Here is a 17,953-nt window from a genome sequence, read left to right on the forward strand (position 1 = left end):
CGTCGTCGTACTCCAGCTCGGGCATTCGCGTGATCCGTAAGGCCACGCTGCTCGCCGCGCTGCTCGCCCTCACCGTGGTGGCGACCGCGCCCGGCGCGGCTGCCACGAAGTCCGCGAAGGCGAGCAGGCAGACCCTGGCCGTGTCGATCTCGTCGATCTCGCGCCAGGTGCCGACCGCGCAGACCGATGTGATCAAGTTCACCGGGACGCTCCGCAACGACAGCGGCGCGCCGCAGAGCGGCCTGCGCGTACGCCTGCGCTACACGCCGCAGAAGTTCCCCGACCGCGTCATCATGGCCGCCTACCAGAGCGACCAGAACCCCGCGACGCTGCCGGGCATCGGCTCCCAGAGCTCGTTCATGGACATCCCGGCGCTGGCCGCCGGCGCCCAGGCGCGATGGGAGTTCACCGCCACGCCCGTGCAGCTCGGCTACCGCTCGTTCGGGGTCTACCCGGTGGCCGTGGAGGTGCTCCAGAACGGCCTGCAGGTCATGACGCAGCGCACGTACCTCACCTACGCGCCGCCCACGGTGCCGAAGGTGCCACGCAACCAGCTGGCCATCGCCCTGCCCGTCATCGACCAGCCGCACCGCGGGACCGACGTCGACCCGAAGACCCGCGAGCCCCTGTTCGTGGACGACAAGCTGAGCCAGTCGATCACCGGCAAGGGGCGCCTGGCCGACCTGGCGCGCATCGCGCAGTCCGCGCCCAAGAGCGTCACCTGGTTCGTCGAGCCCTCGCTGCTCGACGACCTCGACGCGATGAAGAACAAGTACCGGGTCAAGGTCAAGAAGGACGAGACGCAGGAGAGGCCCGCCAACCCCGAGGCCGCGAGCTGGCTGACGGCCATGCGCACCGCGCTGGCCGCCTCTCCCGTGGTCGCGGTCCCGTACGCCGATCCCGACGTTGCCGCGCTCGCGCACCAGGGGCTGGACACGCAGACCGGCCGGGCGCTCGAGCTGGGCAGGCAGAAGGCCGCCGCGCTGCTCCAACGCGAGGTCAAGACCAACATCAACTGGCCTCCCGCGGGCATGCTCGACGCGGACGCGCTCGACCTGCTCTCGGTCAGCAAGGACAAGGTCGACACGGTCCTGCTCAACTCCACCAACCTGCCGCCGCAGCCGCCCGTGCCGTTCACTCCCGACGCCGCCGGCACGCTCGACTCGGTGAGCGGGCCCGTCACCTCGCTGGTCGCGGACGCCGAGCTGAGCAAGCTCTTCGAGCCCGCGGCGCCCACGTCCGTGCTGCTCAGCACGCAGCGTTTCATCGCCGAGACCGCCATGATCGCCGCGGAGGCCGGCCAGACCTCGCCCAGGTCCATCGTCATCGCCCCGTCGCGCCGGTGGGACCCCAACCCCACGCTCGTCAACGCGCTGATGAAGACCGCGAAAAAGCTGCCGTGGCTGGAGCTGACGGCGCTGGAGTCGATCAAGCCGACCAAGCTGTCGGTCCCGCGCGCCGGGCTGACCTACACCGACCAGGACCGCAAGGAAGAGCTGACCGCGAAATACCTCGACCCGGTCAAGGACGTCGCGTCGAAGGCGCAGCTCACCTCCCTGATCACGGAGGCGAAGACGCCGTCGAGCTTCGACGCGGCGGTCCTCCGGCTGACCTCCTCGGCCTGGCGCAACAGCACCCGTGCGGGCCGCGCGGTGACCAAGCTGGTCAGCGCGGCGGTGACGGAGCAGACCGAGAAGATCGAGATCACCGGGTCGGGCCCCAACCGGACGCGCACGCTTGCGGGCAGCAGCGGCCAGGTCCCGATCAGCGTCAAGAACGAGCTGGGCGTGCCGATCTCCCTCTACATCGACGTCACGTCCAACAACCCCGAGCTGTTGCAGGTCGACTTCCCGCAGGACAAGCCGATGACGATCGGCCCCCGGCAGAGCGGCATGGTCCAGGTGAAGATGAACGCCGCCCCCGGCACCAGCGGCGACGCGACGGTGACCGTGCAGCTCAAGACCTCCGACAACCAGCCGTACGGCAAGCCCCAGCGGCTGACCATCCGCACCACCGGCTACACCGGGATCGCCTCGGTGATCGTGGGCGCCGCCCTGACCGTGATGCTCGCCGCCGTGGTGATGCGAGTGCTGCGGCGCAGGTCGGAGCGGAAGCTCGCGCACGCGGCCAAGACCCGGGAGAATGAGATCGTATGAGCCGCATGCTTCGGGCCAGCGCCATCATGGCGGCGGGCACGATGGTGTCGAGGGTCACGGGGTTCGTGCGGACCATGGTGCTGGCCTACGCCATCGGCACGAGAGCGCTGGGCGACGCCTACAACGCGGCGTACGCGATCCCGTACAGCATCCTCGACCTGCTGCTGCTCGGCGTGCTGAGCAGCGTCGTGGTGCCGATGATCGTCCGGGCCCAGCAGCACGACGCCGACGGCGGCCGGGCGTACGAGCAGCGGCTGCTGACGATCTCCGCGGCGGCGCTGGTCGTGGTCGCGGTGGTGGCGGTGTTCGGCGCGCCGCTGCTGATCGACCTCTACACCGACTGGGCGCCGGGCAGCCCCAAGTTCGAGGTCGCGGTCATGCTGGCCCGCTTCATCCTGCCGCAGCTCGCCTTCTTCGGCGTGGGCGCGGTGGCGGGCGCCATCCTCAACACCCGCGACCGCTACGGCGCGCCCATGTGGGCGCCGGTGGTCAACAACCTGGTCGTCATCTGCGTGTTCCTGGCGTACGCCATGATGGGCGGCGAGCGCGACAACATCCAGCAGATCAGCACCGGCGAGATGGCGCTGCTCGGGCTGGGCACCACGGCGGGCATCGTGGCCCAGGCGGTCATCCTGATCGTGGCGCTCAAGCGGGTCGGGTTCGACTTCGTGCCCAGGTTCGACGTGCGCAACGCGCGGCTGGGCGAGATGGGCAGGGCGGGCGTCTGGACGATCGGCTACGTGATCGTCACCCAGCTCGGCTTCATGCTGACCACCAACCTGGCCAGCGCGGCGGGCGACGTGGTCGACGGGCACGGCATCAGCCCGTACACGCTGGCCTTCCAGCTCTTCCAGCTCCCGTACGGCGTCATCGGCGTCTCGGTGATCACCGCGATGCTGCCCAGGATGAGCCGGGCCGTCGGCGAGGGGCGCTTCCACGACGTGCGGAGCGAGTTCGGGTCGAGCGTGCGGCTGATCTGCTCGCTGATGGTGCCGGTGTCGCTGCTGCTCATGGTGCTCGGGCCGGCGATCACCGTGCCCATCTACGGCCACGGCGCCAACAGCGTCGCGGACGCCGTCTACATCGGCAACGTGCTGCAGGTCTACGGGCTCGCGCTGGTGCCGTTCGCGCTGTTCCAGCTGTTGCTGCGGGTCTTCTACAGCTTCGGCGACACCCGTACGCCGGTGTTCGTCGGCGCCGCCACCACGGCGGCCAACGCGGCGCTCATGCTGGTGTTCAACGCGTTGCTGCCGGCCCGGTACCTGGTGATGGGGCTGGCGCTCGCGTACGCCATCGCGTACGCGCTGGGCGCCGTCGGGGCGTGGTTGCTGGCCAGCCGCCGTGTCAGAGGGCTGGGTGGCTGGACGATCGGCATGGCACTGACCAGGATGTATCTGGCGGCTCTGCCCACCGCTGTGTTGGCGCTCGCGGCGGTTTGGGTAGTCACGGGGCTGTTTGCCGGGCTAGGGTTCGTCAATTCGCTGATCGTGCTCGCGGTCGGCGGGGGCCTCGGGTTGCTGCTCTATCTAGGCGTCGCGCACAGAATGCGCATCCCCGAGGTCAATTCCATCGTTGGGATGGTCGCTGGGCGGGTAGGCCGGTAAAGAACGCGGGCCGAATCCACTCGGCACTACCATGGAGCCCGACACGCGCGAATGGAAGCAGGAGGGGCGTGGGCGGATCCACCCGGCATAGCGTGCCTTCGTGGGACACCACCACGCAGGTGAGTCGAGTCATGAACACGCCCGATCGGCCAAGCGGAGTGAACCTGTGAGCACGTCGGCCGTCGAACCCGGCACCCGTCTGGCCGAGCGCTTCCGGCTCGAGGACCGCGTCAGCGAGTCCGACGGAGCCACGCTCTGGAAGGCCATCGATGAGATCCTCGCGCGTCCCGTGGCCGTCCACACCTTCGCGCCCGACTTCCCCCGCGTCCACGAGGTGGTCACGGCCGCCCGCGCCGCGAGCAGGCTGACCGACCCGCGCCTGACGCAGGTGTTCGACGCCGCGGAGGACGACAAGGCCGCCTACGTCGTCAGCGAGTGGGTCACCGGCGAGTCGCTGACCGACCTGCTCGCCTCCGGCCCGCTGGAGCCCGAACGCGCCGCGGGGCTGGTGGCCGAGGCCGCCGAGGCGCTCGCGCACGCCCATGAGGCGCAGCTCTACCACCTGTGCCTGCGCCCCGCCCACCTGGTGTGGACGACGGGCAACACGGTCAAGGTGCTCGGCGTGGCCGTCGACGCGGCCCTGTCCGGGCTCACCACCGACCAGCCTGCGCTCGACGACGCCGAGGGGCTGGGCCGGCTGCTGTACGCCGGGCTGACCGGCCACTGGCCGGGCGACGAGGAAGAGGGCGGCCTGCCCGCGGCCCCCATGACCGACGGCCACTTCTGCACGCCCCGCCAGGTCACCGCCGGCGTGCCGAGCTACCTCGACACGGTGACCGTGCGCGCGTGCCTGCCCGAGTCCCGCAGGGGCCAGGGCGCGCTGGCCAGCCCGTCCGACGTGGCCGAGGCGCTGTCCGGCGTGGCCAGGCCCATGCCGATCCCGATCGCCTACCCCTCGACCCCCGCGGTGGCCTCCGCCTCCCACACCGAGGGCCTGGACCTCGTCCACCGCCAGCAGCTCACCGTCCCGCCGAGCCCGCCCCCGCCGCCGCGCCGCCCCTCGGGCGGCGGCAGCACGCTCAACCGCGTGCTGATGACGCTGGTCGTGCTGCTCGTCATCGCGGCCGTCGGCGTCGGCGCCTGGACGATCGGCCGCAGCCTGGGCAGCCCGACCAAGCCCGAGGCGTCGGGCTCCAGCCCGAGCACCTCCACGTCCGCCTCGGCCGAGGCCCAGGTCGTCAAGCCGAAGAAGGCCCAGGGCTTCGACCCGCTCGGCGACAACAACGAGAAGCCCGAAATGGCCGACCTGGCCATCGACGGCAAGCCCGGCACCCTGTGGAAGACGGAGCGCTACACCAGCGCCGACCTGGGTAATCTCAAGAAGGGCGTCGGCCTGCTGCTCGACATGGGCAAGTCCATGCAGATCAGCGACGTGGTCGCTACGCTGTCCGATGCTCCCGGCGCGACCGTCGAGCTCAAGGTGGGCGACTCGCCCGATCTTTCCTCGCTGAAGACGGTGGCGACCGAGAAGAACGCCGCGGGCAAGACCACTCTTACCCCTGATCAACCGGCAACTGGACAGTACGTTTTGATCTGGTTTACCCGGGTTCCGATGGATGGGGGCGAGTTTCATGGCACCATCTATGAGGTAGTGGTGCACTCTCCCGGATCGGCATAACCAGGAATCCCTCTTGTGAACTCCCCACCCGAGACACCCTCAGCAGCGGAGCGGCCGGCGGTTACAGACGCCGAGCTGCTGACCGCGCACATCAACGGGGATCCACACGCCTTCAGCGAAATCGTCAAACGGCACCGCGACCGCATGTGGGCGGTCGCCCTGCGTACGCTCGGTGACCCCGACGAGGCCGCCGACGCCGTGCAGGATGCCTTCGTCTCCGCATATCGCAAGGCCTCCACGTTTCGCGGCGAGGCGGCCGTCACGACCTGGCTCCACCGGATCGTGGTCAACGCCTGCCTCGACAGGATGCGCCGTAAATCGGTCAGGCCCGTCGCCGACGACGAGCTGATCGAGGCCGCTGAACGCGAGACCCCCCTGCCTGACCAGACCGTCGAACGCGAAGTCTCCATGGAGGTTTCGGCCGCGTTGAAACTCCTGCCCAGCGACCAGCGGGCGGCTCTCGTCCTCGTCGACATGATGGGTTATTCGGTCGAAGACGCAGCTCAGGTGCTCCAGGTGCCGAGCGGCACGGTCAAGAGCCGGTGCGCTCGAGGGCGCGCGAAACTTGCCCCAATTCTTTCCCATCTGCGGAACCGATCGGACCTCAATCGCGTCTCATCCGCGAAGGGAGCAGAACTTCGTGACGGGTGATACGCACTACGATCTGGAAATCCTGGCCGAGCTGGCCGAGGGTCTCCTAGACGTCGACACGGCGCGCCGGGTCCGCGAGCATCTCGCGGTCTGTGACCCATGCGGGGAGCTACTGGCCGACCTGGCGGCGGTTCGCGAGGTGCTCGCGGCGACCCCCACACCGGCCATGCCGATGGGCGTCGCACTGCGCATCGACAAGGCCTTGGCCGCCGAGGCGGAGTCCCGGCGGGGAGGTGTCGGCCTCGTGGAGACTCCCGACTGGGACGAGCTCATGCGGGACGCCCCGTGGGAACGACCGGTCGAGGTGGCCGCTGAGGCGGCCCCCGAGCCGGTACGCCTGGGAGTCGTCTCCGACGACGGCACGATCGTCCCGGCCAGGCCCTCTCGCAGACGCCGGTGGGCGATGCCCGCGATCGCGGCCGCGGCGGCGGTCGCCGTGGTGGGCACCGCGGTGGCCTCGACCGGCCTGCTCGCGAGCGGCGGAGGCGGAGGCAGCGGCGTCGAGGTGATGGCCGGTGGCGTCACCGAGACCTCCGCGGTCCCCTCGTCCCCGGCCAAGGTCCCCACGATGGCCAGGTCCTACGGGCTGACCGACAGCGGTCACAACTACAGCGACCAGGACCTGCGCCAGCCGCTCGAAGGCATGTTCGGCTTCCAGCGCATGGTGGGCGGCGGCTCCGACGACGACGGCAAGGTCGACAAGTGCGTGAAGCGGGTCTCGAGCCGCTCCAGGCTGCCGGCGTACGCGGTCGACCAGGGCCAGTACAACGGCCAGGAGGCCCTGATCGTGGCCTCGTGGAAGGACAAGGCCAGCCAGAGGCTGCGCATCGACATCGTCGACCCGTTCAACTGCAAGAACCTGCGTAAGCCCACACTGGGCCGCTGGTAAAGGACCTACGCGTCAGAGCCCGCCTCGGCGGGCTCTTTCGCTTTGTGTGAGCGTTGTGTGTAGGGCAGGGAATCAGGGCGGCCTAGGATCTGTTGACGCCGGTGCAACAGCAGACGAGGAAGGCGTGGAGCGTTGAGCGACGTTCGTAACGTGATCATTATTGGATCCGGCCCAGCTGGCTACACCGCGGCCGTCTACTCCGCGCGCGCCGAGCTCAAGCCGCTGGTCTTCGAGGGCTCCGTGACAGCCGGTGGTGCCCTCATGAACACCACCGACGTGGAGAACTTCCCGGGTTTCCCCGACGGCATCATGGGCCCCGACCTCATGGACAACCTGCGCAAGCAGGCCGAGCGGTTCGGCGCCGAGCTGGTCACCGACGACGTGGTCGAGGTGGACCTGGAGGCGAACCCCAAGGTCGTCAAGACCCACACCGACACCTACTACGCCAAGTCGGTCATCCTGACGATGGGCTCCGGCTACCGCGAGCTCGGCCTGGAGAACGAGAAGCGCCTGTCCGGGCATGGCGTGTCCTGGTGTGCGACCTGTGACGGCTTCTTCTTCCGCAACAAGGACATCGTGGTCGTCGGCGGCGGCGACACGGCGATGGAGGAGGCCACGTTCCTCACCAGGTTCGGCCGCATGGTGACGGTGGTGCACCGCCGCGACGAGCTGCGCGCCAGCAAGATCATGCAGGAGCGGGCGCTCGCGAACGACAAGATCCGGTTCGTCTGGGACTCCGAGGTCGTCGACGTGCTCGGCGACACCCACGTCGAGGCCGTGCGGCTGCGTAACGTCAAGACCGGCGAGGAATGCGAGCTGGCCACCGACGCGTTGTTCATCGCGATCGGGCACGACCCGCGGACCGACCTGGTCAAGGGGCAGATCGACCTCGACGAGGACGGTTACATCAAGGTGGCCTCGCCGTCCACGGCGACCAACATCGACGGTGTGTTCGCCGCGGGAGACGTTGTCGACCACACCTACCGTCAGGCCATCACCGCCGCCGGCACCGGCTGCTCGGCCTCGCTCGACTCCGAGCGCTGGCTGGCGAACAACGAGAAGTGAGTAAGGAGCGCACCGTGAAGGCTGTCACCGACGCCTCTTTCGAAGCCGACGTCCTCAAGAGCGACAAGCCCGTGCTGGTCGATTTCTGGGCCGAGTGGTGCGGGCCGTGCCGTCAGGTCGCCCCCATCCTGCAGGAGATCGCCAACGAGCACGGCGACAAGCTGGAGATCGTCAAGCTCAACATTGACGAGAACCCCGACGTTCCGCGCCAGTACGGTGTGCTCCAGATCCCCACGATGAACGTCTACAAGAACGGCGAGGTCGTGAAGCAGATCATCGGCGCCAAGCCGAAGGCGATGCTGCTGCGCGAGCTCGACGGCATCATCTAGCCCGCTCTCCCGCGGCGCGCGCCCGGCCCCCCGCCTCTGGCGGGGGGCTTTCGCGTTCTCCTGGTCTTGTACGGCCCCGTGCGGCCGCTTGTACGGCCCTGTGCGGTCGTCAGACGGGACGTAGCGCCCGTTCCGGACTCATGGAGCCCAGGAGCCGCTCCAAAGCCACCTCGACGTCCTCACGCCACGAAACGGCGGTCTTGAGCTCCAGCCGAAGCCGCGGAAAACGCAAATGCGGACGAACCGTCTTAAACCCCACAGAAAGGAAGTATTCCGCCGGAACTACGCAACTAGGCTCTTCCCACTTGAGGTCGCCAAAAGCTTCAATGGCTTTCACGCCGCGCCTGGTCAGGTCTTTGGCCACGCCCTGGATCAGCATCCGCCCCAGCCCGCCACCCGAGAACTCCGGAATGATGTGCGCGGTCATCAGCAGCACGGCGTCGGCGCTGACCGGAGAGGTGGGGAAGGCCACGGACCGGGGGCTGTAGAGCGGCGGGCTGTAGAGCACGAACCCGGCAGGCACCCCGTCGACATAGGCGATTTTCCCGCAACTGCCCCACTCGAGCAGCGTGCCGGAGATCCAGGCCTCCTTCTCCAGCCCCGGATCCCCCGACCGGACCGCCCGCTCCCCGCTCATGGGGTCAAGCTCCCAGAACACGCACCGCCTGCAGCGATGGGGCAGATCTTCAAGATTGTCCAGGGTTATGTTGACCAGCCGGCGCGACAACTACGGCCCCCTGTCGTTGACCCGGAAAAGCGCGCGAAAACCGCGTCCACAGGTGGCATCGTAGCCCAGTGAAGATACCGCCAGCGGACACCACGACGGTCGAGCCCGTCACGGGCGACATGTCCGGTTAGCGTAATCTGGTATTTCAGTCCGATATGACACCTAGGAGGTGGGCCGTGACAGGAGAGCTGGATCACGGTCAGACACCCGCGACCCAAGGGTCGCGCATCGACGCTTACGTCGATCGGTACGCCGCGCGAGCTACCGGGATGGTCGCCTCCGAGATCCGAGCTCTTTTCGCCGTCGCGTCGAGGCCCGAGGTGGTCTCGCTCGCGGGCGGCATGCCGTACGTCACGGCTCTTCCCCTCGACATGGTCGGCGAGCTGGTCTCCGACCTCGTCACCAAGCGCGGCCCCGTCGCGCTGCAGTACGGTTCCGGCCAGGGCGACCCGCATCTGCGTGAGCAGATCTGCGAGGTCATGCGGCTGGAGGGGATCCACGCCGGGGCGGACGACGTGGTCGTCACCGTCGGTTCGCAACAGGCCCTCGACCTGATCACCCGGATCTTCATCGACCCGGGCGACGTGGTGCTCGCCGAGGGGCCCTCGTACGTGGGCGCGCTGGGTACGTTCGCCGCCTATCAGGCCAAGGTCGTGCACATCGCCATGGACGATCAGGGCATCGTGCCCGAATCCCTGGCCCAGACCATCTACGCGCTGGAGACGGCCGGGGCGCCCATCAAGTTCCTCTACACGATCCCGACCTTCCACAACCCGGGCGGTGTCACCCTGAACATCGCCCGGCGGCAGCAGGTGCTCGACATCTGCCAGCGGGCCGGGGTTCTGATCATCGAGGACAACCCGTACGGACTGCTCGGCTTCGACGGGGAGCCCATGCGCGCCCTGCGGGCCGACAACCCGGACGGCGTGGTCTACCTGGGGTCGTTCTCCAAGACGCTCGCCCCGGGCTTCCGCGTCGGCTGGGCGCTGGCGCCGCACGCCATCCGCGACAAACTCGTGCTGGCCATGGAGTCGGCTGTGCTGTCGCACTCCTCGTTCACCCAGCTCGCCGTGGGCCAGTACCTCACCACGCAGCCGTGGCGGGAGCAGATCAAAACGTTCAGGGAGCTCTACCGCGAGCGCCGCGACGCGCTCCTGGACGCGCTCGAATCCCTGATGCCGCCCGAGGTCACCTGGACCCGACCCGCGGGCGGCTTTTTCGTGTGGGCGACCCTTCCCGAGGGGCTCGACTCGAAGGCCATCCTGCCGCGGGCGGTGGCCGAGCGGGTGGCGTTCGTACCGGGGACCGGGTTCTTCTCGGACGGGAGCGGGGCACGGCACATGCGGCTCTCGTACTGCTTCCCTGAGCCGGACCGGATCCGGGAGGGGGTGCGGCGGCTGGCCGGCGTGATCGACCAGGAGATGCAGCTTCGGGACACGTTCGGCACCAGCTCGGCCCGCGACCACCAGGGCGTCGACACCCCCGGCCCCGACCTGGCCTAACCACCTTCCTTAACGGGGCCGGCCCAACCAGGTCAAACCACCATCACCACCGGGACTAACCCCAACCAGGCCTAACCACCATCACCACGGGGCTGACCGGGTCTAGCCGCCACCACCACTAGGGCCAGCCCCCGCCCTGACCTAACCGCCATCACCACGGGGGCCGGCGCTGCCTCACCGCCCGGCCGGCCCCCCGCATGCAACCGAGCCCTCTCACCAAGGCCCGGCCTCGTGGTGGCCAACCCCTCATCGCCATCAAGGGCTGCCCCGCCTCACCACTCCGTCAGCCCCACCTTTCATCCCACTGAGCTCCCCTCCCGACTCAGCCATCCCCTGCCCCACCCGCTCGCCCTCTTCAGACCCCAGCCATCCCCTGGCCCCGCCCACCCCGCTCGCCCTCTTCAGGCCCCAGCCATCTCCTGGCCCAGCCCACCCCGCTCTCTGGGCCTAGCCACTACGGCCGCACCCACAACCCAACAGAGCACCGCGCCCTTTTGGCATTCAGCTTCCCCCGCCACCGCAGCCCTGCGTCACCCGCCCCGTTTTCCGGGGCGCACCCATCCCGTGGACCCCACCCCGGCAAAACGCCACGCTTTTGCCCTTCGCCGAACCAGGTACCGCGGCCCTGCCCCACCCACCGTCTCCAGACACAGCCACCCCTTGGGCCCCACCCCAGCAAAATCCACGCCCCCTTGGCCTTCCCCCTTCCTGTCACCGCCCCCTGCCCTCGCGTCCACCAGCCCCCGATCGTGCGGACACCCGCGCCGCCATCCGCCTGGCCCCGCGCCCAACCGCGCGCCGCCACCAGCCCGGCCTTACGCCCACCCGTGAACTGCCACTCCCCGCCCTCGCACTCTCATGGACATCGCCGCAGCCTTAGCCCGGCTTCCCTCCCCGACCACCGTCCCCAGCCCCTCCCCCACCCGCGCCTTCCCGGAGCCCGTCCCACCACCGTCGGCCTCCGTCCCTTCCGGGCGCTCTCACCCCCGACCTGCCCCATTCATGCACCATCGCCGCCCACCCCAAAAACGGTGCTCTGGATCTGACCCCAAACCCTTCCCAAAGCACCGCCACCACCCAGCTCCCTAACGCACCCGACACCGACCGCCAGCCCGGGCCCCGCAAGACCCCTGTCCCGTAGCGGCGTCGGCGAGCATGCCGGGCGTGATCCAGTCGCGGCGTGATCCAGCCACAGCATGATTGGGGCGCAGCACCATCCGGGCGCAGCACCATCCGGGCGCGCCAAGTGCTGGTGGCGTGCCGGGCCTCGGCAGCTTGGCGGTACGGTTGGACAGCGGCGCGTGCGATCAGCGGAGGAGATGTAATGAGCGATCTGGGCCACGTGCTCGTGCTGGCCGGAGGTCTCTCCTATGAGCGAGAGGTGTCCCTGCGCTCCGGTCGCCGAGTCAGCGAGGTGCTGCGTGCGGCGGGCGTCGACGTGGAGGCCCGCGACACCGACGCGTCCCTCGTGCCCTCCATCCTCGCGGACCCGCCGGACGCGGTCTTCGTGACCCTCCACGGCGGCGCGGGCGAGGACGGCGCGATCCGTTCTGTCCTCGAGCTTCTCAACGTCCCGTACGTGGGCGCCGACCCGGACGCGTGCCGGGTGGCCTTCGACAAGCCCACGGCCAAGGCCGTCGTGCGCTCGGTCGGCCTGCAGACGCCGCAGTCCGTCACACTGCCGAAGGAGACGTTCCACGACCTCGGCGCCACGGTGGTGCTGGGGCGCATCATTGAGCGCCTCGGCCTGCCTCTCTTCGTCAAGCCCGCCCGGGGCGGCTCAGCGCTGGGCGCCTCGATCGTCCGCACGGCAGAGGAACTCCCCGCCGCGATGGTCGGCTGCTTCGCGTATGGCGACACGGCGCTGATCGAGCGGTACGTGGAGGGCGTGGAGGTGGCGGTCTCCGTCGTAGACCTCGGCAACGGCCCGGAAGCACTGCCCGCCGTGGAGATCGTCCCGGACGAGGGCGTCTACGACTACGCGGCTCGCTACACGGCCGGACACACCGAGTTCTTCGCCCCTGCCCGTCTCTCCGCCCAGGCTGCCGCAGCGTGCGCCGAGACCGCGGTGATCGCCCACACGGCCCTCGGCCTCCGCGACATCTCCCGTACGGACCTGATCGTCGACGCCGACGGCATCCCGCACTTCCTGGAAGTCAACGTGGCCCCAGGAATGACGGAGACTTCTCTCCTCCCGATGGCCGCCGAAGCCGCCGGCCAAGACCTGGGCGACCTCTGCCGCACCCTCCTCCAAAACGCCGCCACCCGCGCCCACTCCTGACCCCCACCTCCTCAACAGCCGACTCGTAAGCGCGCGCCTGCCCCATACTCCCAGGCGCGCCACCCCACTCGTAACTGCACCTGCGCTCCCATTCACCACGAGCGCCCCATCGTCCAACTCAGAAATCAGCTCGAGTCCGCGCCCGCCCCCCGCAGTCCTTCCGAAAGCCGAAGTCGAAGACCGGCGGAAGCGAGCGCCCAACGGCAAGCCAACTGGAGCACGAGCGACCACCCCGGAAGCAAGCGCCCAACGGCAAGCCAACTCGAGGACGGGCGACCCCGGCGGCGAACAACCAGCAACAACCACACTCGGAAACGAGCCCGGAGCAGCGCGACCAACGCACCGCAAGCACCCGACAGCACGCCGCCCAGCGAACGCTCAACACCACAGCCAACACACAGATGGCATGAGACACCCGCGGCAACCCGGCCGCGGACAACCGCCAGTACGACCGCCCCTTGGCGCGAACAATCTGCACCACAGCTAACGCAGAGACGGACATCACCGCAGCCGACGCACAGATGACATCCGGCACCACCGCCAACCCGGACGCGGGCAACCGCCAGCGCGACCCCCGGCGCGAACAGTCAGCACGGCAGCCAACCCAGAAACGGACATCCGACACCACAACCAACTCAGACGTGAGCGACCGGCTAGCACGACCACCCCCAGAAGACGAACGACCGTCACCACAGCCAACTCTGAGGTGACCATCCGACAGCATCGCCAGTTCCAGGGTCTGTGTCCGGCAGCGTGGCTGAGTCCTTTAGGCAGCACGCGACTCAGATCGGGTTTCCTTCCGAAAAGGGCAGCCGCGGCGCGACGCTATCCGAAGCGAAGCACCAAGCGCCGCCAACCCCACCTTCACGCCCTGAGCCATCGCGGACACCATGCAGGGGCAGAGCGCGCGCCTGCCGGCGCCTCCGATGTCTAAGCGACACCTCACTCATTCATCACCCGCCCACCGGCCCAGCACCCGTCCATTCAAGAACGCGCTGAACAACGAACGCGGGGACCAACCTCCACCGGATCCGCAACCCCTGCGGGACGGAACCGATAGACGGGATGCCCGAGCACCGGACAGAGGGCAGCTAAGTAGCCTTACCGTGTGCTGATCGATTCGATGTACCCCAAGAGCTTCGCCAGCGACAACCACGCTGGCGTGCACCCGACCATCCTCGAAGCCATCGCCTCAGCCAACCACGGAGACGCGCCCGCCTACGGCGGCGACAGTTGGACCTCGGCGTTCGAGGAAAAGGCCAAGGAAGTGTTCGGCGCGGGTGCCGAGGGCTTCCCGGTGCTCAACGGTGCGGGCGCCAACATGGTCGGGCTGGCCCTCATGCTCGGCCGCTATGACGCGATCCTCTGCGCCGACAGCGCCCACATCGCCACGCACGAAGCTGGAGCCTCGGAACGTCTCCTTGGCGTCAAGCTGATGACGATCTCCACCGAGGACGGCAAGCTCCGCCCGGAAGACATCAAGTCCCGCCTGGGCGGGATCGGCAACCCCCACGAGTCCCAACCCACGGTGGTCTCCATCTCCCAAGTCACGGAGCTCGGCACCTGCTACTCCCCCACCGAGATCGCCGCCGTGGCGGAGGCGGCACACGAGTCGGGTCTACGGCTCCATGTGGACGGCGCCAGACTCGCGAACGCCGCCGCCCACCTCGACTGCGACCTGAAGGCCATCACGATGGACGTCGGTGTGGACGTTTTCAGCTTCGGTGGCACCAAGAACGGCGCGCTGGCGGCCGAGGCGGTCGTCGTCCTCGACTCCTCACTCGCGTCCGCTGTGCCGTTCCTCCGCCGCCAGTCACTGCAACTCGCCTCGAAGATGCGCTTCATCTCGGCCCAGCTTTCAGCACTTCTGACGGACGACCTGTGGCGCGAGAACGCTTCTCATGCCAACAAGATGGCCGCCCGGCTGGCGGACGGCCTGACGGATGTGCCCGGCGTGTCGTTGGCGTACCCGGTCCAATCCAACGCCATCTTCGCCGTCATCCCGCCCGCCGTCGCGAAGACCCTCAGTGGACGCTATCTGTTCCACTACTGGGACGAGCGCGCCAGCATCGTCCGCTGGATGACCGCCTTCGACACGACGCCGGAGAACGTGGACGACTTCCTCGACGACCTCCGGAAGGCCGCCGCCGCGTAGTCTCGCGCCCACGCTGTCCGCTGTTTCACGTGAAACACGCCGCCCTCTCGACCTCGCGACGCAGTTCCATGTTTCACGTGAAACGCTCCCCAAGAACCACTCGACCCAAGAGCGTCGCCCACAAGACGACCTACCAAAGCAGATCTCTCGGCCAAGCACCTCGTTTCACGTGAAACATCGACCGTCCGGAGCCGGGGCTTGGCGTCGGTTTCACGTGAAACAGCGGCCCGAAGAACCGGCGGCGACGGTTCATGTGAGCCACCGAACCTGAACCGGAGGCGGCGGCCGTTCATCGTTCGCCACTGCCGCGACGCCTGCGCGGGAGGACGAAAGTGGCGGGAGCGATGGGCTGGCGACTACGGTCTCACGTGAAACATCGACCGTCCGGGAGCGGAGCTTGGCGTCGGTTTCACGTAACAGCGTCAGTCTTCGGACTCCCGCATCGCGCGGACAGCTTCCGGCGCCATGGTGCCGATGATTCGCTCAAGGTCGTCGATCGTGGCGAACTCAACGACGATGCGTCCCTTGCGGCGACCCAGATCCACCTTCACCTTGGTCTCGAAGTGGTCCGAGAGGCGGTCGGCGAGGTGGGTCAGACCGGGGGCGGTGGGCTTGGGTGCCTGGCGCTCGCGCGCGGGCTTCGTGGCGGCCTTGGCGCTGCCCATCGCGACGATCTCCTCAACCGCCCGGACCGACAGGAGCTCCGCCACGATTCGCTTGGCCAGTTCGATCTGCTCTTCAGCGCTGGGGAGGCCAAGGAGAGCTCGAGCGTGGCCGGCGCTGATGACCCCGGCGGCCACCTTCTGCTGAACCTCGGGAGGGAGGTTCAAGAGGCGGAGGGTGTTGGTGATGTGGGAGCGAGAGCGGCCGACCTTCTGCGCCAACTGATCGTGCGTCGCCTGAAAGTCGTCGAGGAGTTGCTGATAGGCGGCGGCCTCTTCAAGAGCGTTCAGCTGCTCGCGCTGAAGGTTCTCGATCAAGGCGTCCCGGAGGAGATCGGTGTCCTGCGTGTTGCGGACGATCGCCGGGACCGGGTCCAAGCCGACCTGCTGGCACGCCCGCCAGCGCCGCTCCCCCATGATCAGCTCGTACTGACCACCACCGACCGATCGGACCACGATCGGCTGGAGGAGACCGACCTCCCGGATGGACGCCGCCAACTCATCGAGGCGCTCTCCGTCGAAGATCTCACGCGGCTGGCGCGGGTTGGGGACGATCGCGTCCAGCGCGACCTCCTTGAAGTACGCTCCAGCGATCGGCCTTGGGCCGGTCTCCCCCGTTGAACCGTTCGACGGGGGAGACACCGTTCCCGTTCCGTCAACGATGGGACCGGTCGGGATGAGCGCCCCGAGCCCCTTGCCCAATCCCCGCCGCTGCTGACTCACTGCGTCTCCTCATCACCCGGCCGATTCCGGTCACTCCAGGAGAGGTTACCGTCGTGCGCGCGACGGGGCGCCCCCTCGCCACACACCACCCGGGTTCTATTTACACCGACACGATCACAAACCAACCCAACGACTGGCTTGAGCCCCTCTCACGCTCGAGCCAATCGCCCCCATCACACGATCCGACGCCACGACCGAGGGCCCCTCGCCGCGCCCGACCACCGTCCCGCTGCCCCGCCGCCTCGCCGTCCCGCTGCCCCGCCGCCTCGCCGTCCCGCTGCCCCGCCGCCTCGCCGTCCCGCTGCCCCGCCGCCTCGCCGTCCCGCTGCCCCGCGGTCTCCCCGCCTCGCCGTCCCGCTGCCCTGCCGTCCCGCTGCCCCGCCGCCTCGCCGTCCCGCTGCCCCGCCGTCCCGCCGTCCCGCTGCCCTGCCGTCCCGCTGCCCCGCCGCCTCGCCGTCCCGCTGCCCCGCCGCCTCGCCGTCCCGCTGCCCCGCCGCCTCGCCGTCCCGCTGCCCCGCCGTCCCGCCGTCCCGCCGCCCCGCCGTCTCGCCGCCTCGCCACGCCTCGCCGTCTCACCGCCTCACCGCCTCGCCGCTTCGGTGCTTTCGCCGTCCCACCGCCTTGCTGCTTCGCCGTCCCGCCGCCCGCCGCCTCGCTGCCTTGTCTCCTTGCCACAGCGCGGCATCGGGCCAGTGGGCATCTCCGCTCGACGTGAGGTTCCCACCGCATCGCCGCATCGTCATAACCTCGAGACGCCGAGGCGACTGTAGAACGACGGGATCGTGGGCCCCTTCGTCCGCGGGGCCGGGCGCTTAGAAGTCGCGGCTTCAGGGCGGCGGTGATCGGGGGGCGCCTTCTTCCATCCATGGCGCGCTTAGGTGCCGCTGGTTGACGCCAGTGGTGCTGGTGGTCGGCAGCCCGCTAGAAGAGCGGTCGTGGAGGGACGGACGCGTCGGCGCATCGTGAGGCGGCGAGGCAGCGAGGCGGTGGGGTAGCGGCGGGGCGGTGGGACGGGACTGCGGCACAGTGACCGCCGTCGCTGGCGGATGCATCGGCGGGATCATGGCGGCGCTGGACTCTGGACTGTGACGCGTGATCCGTGGGACAGCGAGCCTCGGACAGCCAGCGCGGTTGCGGGCTGGCGATGGGGAGTAACGGGCCGCTGTCCTACAACTGCGCCACCGTCTTGCCGCATTGGCATCTCGCGTCCCGACTGGCCCGCCTTTTGTCGTCCCGTCGCATCGCGGTCTTGCTGGATTGCTCGTCCTCTGGAGGCCTCTGTCTCCTTGCGCCGCTGGGACGCCGTGACGCTGCCTCACGGTGGCTCGCTGTGGGGGGAGCTTGCCGTTTGCGCTGATTTGTCGTCTCGGTGTGCCTGGGGAAGCGGTGCAGGCCGCCCTGCCTCCATGGCGGTCGTGCGAGGGCATGGTGGTATGGAGCTTGTCACCTGAAGTGTGTAAAGTCCTACTCTGAGTAACGAAGAGTGCTCTTTATCTGATTTACTTGATCCTTCCCGGATAAGCGATCTCGA

At 68.8% G+C, this 17,953-nt stretch carries 12 protein-coding genes; 10 read left to right on the plus strand and 2 right to left on the minus strand.

Going from position 1 to position 17,953, the window contains the following annotated elements; translation table 11 throughout:
• The first annotated feature begins 29 nt into the window (after window positions 1-29).
• The 7 genes from ACIBI9_RS41805 (at window position 30) to trxA (ending at window position 8,372) form a co-directional block, all read left to right on the plus strand.
• A complete protein-coding gene (locus ACIBI9_RS41805) occupies window positions 30-2,156 on the plus strand; it encodes a DUF6049 family protein (RefSeq protein ID WP_397230995.1) in 2,127 nt (708 codons plus the stop codon).
• Window positions 2,153-3,760, plus strand: a complete 1,608-nt coding sequence (murJ, locus tag ACIBI9_RS41810; protein ID WP_397230997.1) for a murein biosynthesis integral membrane protein MurJ — start codon at window positions 2,153-2,155, stop codon at window positions 3,758-3,760. Before ACIBI9_RS41805 ends, murJ begins: the two co-directional genes overlap by 4 nt.
• Before the next feature lie 166 nt (window positions 3,761-3,926).
• Window positions 3,927-5,438 (plus strand): protein kinase family protein, encoded by a 1,512-nt coding sequence (locus ACIBI9_RS41815; RefSeq protein WP_397230998.1) that lies wholly within the window; start codon window positions 3,927-3,929, stop codon window positions 5,436-5,438.
• 15 nt (window positions 5,439-5,453) lie between these two features.
• Complete coding sequence (gene sigM / locus ACIBI9_RS41820) at window positions 5,454-6,089, plus strand: RNA polymerase sigma factor SigM (RefSeq protein ID WP_394493924.1); 636 nt, start codon at window positions 5,454-5,456, stop codon at window positions 6,087-6,089.
• Entirely contained in the window at window positions 6,079-6,978 is a 900-nt protein-coding gene (locus ACIBI9_RS41825) for an anti-sigma factor family protein (RefSeq protein WP_397231000.1), read from the plus strand. The genes sigM and ACIBI9_RS41825 overlap by 11 nt, the downstream gene beginning before the upstream one ends.
• Before the next feature lie 132 nt (window positions 6,979-7,110).
• Entirely contained in the window at window positions 7,111-8,043 is a 933-nt protein-coding gene (gene trxB, locus ACIBI9_RS41830; protein WP_397231002.1) for a thioredoxin-disulfide reductase, read from the plus strand.
• A gap of 14 nt (window positions 8,044-8,057) precedes the next feature.
• On the plus strand, window positions 8,058-8,372 hold the full coding sequence (gene trxA, locus ACIBI9_RS41835; RefSeq protein WP_394493928.1) for a thioredoxin: 315 nt from the start codon (window positions 8,058-8,060) through the stop codon (window positions 8,370-8,372).
• Between the two features lie 109 nt (window positions 8,373-8,481).
• Here trxA and ACIBI9_RS41840 read toward each other — a convergent pair whose 3' ends face one another.
• Window positions 8,482-9,099 (minus strand): GNAT family N-acetyltransferase, encoded by a 618-nt coding sequence (locus tag ACIBI9_RS41840; protein ID WP_394493930.1) that lies wholly within the window; start codon window positions 9,097-9,099, stop codon window positions 8,482-8,484.
• A gap of 155 nt (window positions 9,100-9,254) precedes the next feature.
• On the opposite strand from ACIBI9_RS41840, the gene ACIBI9_RS41845 reads away from it, so the two are divergent.
• The 3 genes from ACIBI9_RS41845 to ACIBI9_RS41855 all read left to right on the plus strand — a co-directional run bounded on the left by ACIBI9_RS41845 (window position 9,255) and on the right by ACIBI9_RS41855 (window position 15,037).
• Window positions 9,255-10,601 (plus strand): PLP-dependent aminotransferase family protein, encoded by a 1,347-nt coding sequence (locus ACIBI9_RS41845; protein WP_397231005.1) that lies wholly within the window; start codon window positions 9,255-9,257, stop codon window positions 10,599-10,601.
• A 1,324-nt stretch (window positions 10,602-11,925) separates the two neighbouring features.
• Window positions 11,926-12,882 (plus strand): D-alanine--D-alanine ligase, encoded by a 957-nt coding sequence (locus ACIBI9_RS41850; protein ID WP_397231007.1) that lies wholly within the window; start codon window positions 11,926-11,928, stop codon window positions 12,880-12,882.
• Window positions 12,883-13,990: 1,108 nt separating this feature from the next.
• Entirely contained in the window at window positions 13,991-15,037 is a 1,047-nt protein-coding gene (locus ACIBI9_RS41855; RefSeq protein WP_397231009.1) for a threonine aldolase family protein, read from the plus strand.
• Between the two features lie 422 nt (window positions 15,038-15,459).
• Here ACIBI9_RS41855 and ACIBI9_RS41860 read toward each other — a convergent pair whose 3' ends face one another.
• Window positions 15,460-16,422 carry a ParB/RepB/Spo0J family partition protein gene (locus ACIBI9_RS41860; protein ID WP_397231011.1) on the minus strand — a complete coding sequence of 321 codons (963 nt, stop codon included), beginning with the start codon at window positions 16,420-16,422 and terminating at the stop codon, window positions 15,460-15,462.
• Window positions 16,423-17,953 lie beyond the last annotated feature (1,531 nt).

Source organism: Nonomuraea sp. NPDC050451 (assembly GCF_044458585.1).

Bases quoted from the DNA above. Each gene is read 5' to 3' on its own strand.
- ACIBI9_RS41850 (WP_397231007.1), top strand. From the start codon at position 11,926: ATGAGCGATCTGGGCCACGTGCTCGTGCTGGCCGGAGGTCTCTCCTAT.
- ACIBI9_RS41845 (WP_397231005.1), top strand. From the start codon at position 9,255: ATGACACCTAGGAGGTGGGCCGTGACAGGAGAGCTGGATCACGGTCAG.
- murJ (WP_397230997.1), top strand. From the start codon at position 2,153: ATGAGCCGCATGCTTCGGGCCAGCGCCATCATGGCGGCGGGCACGATG.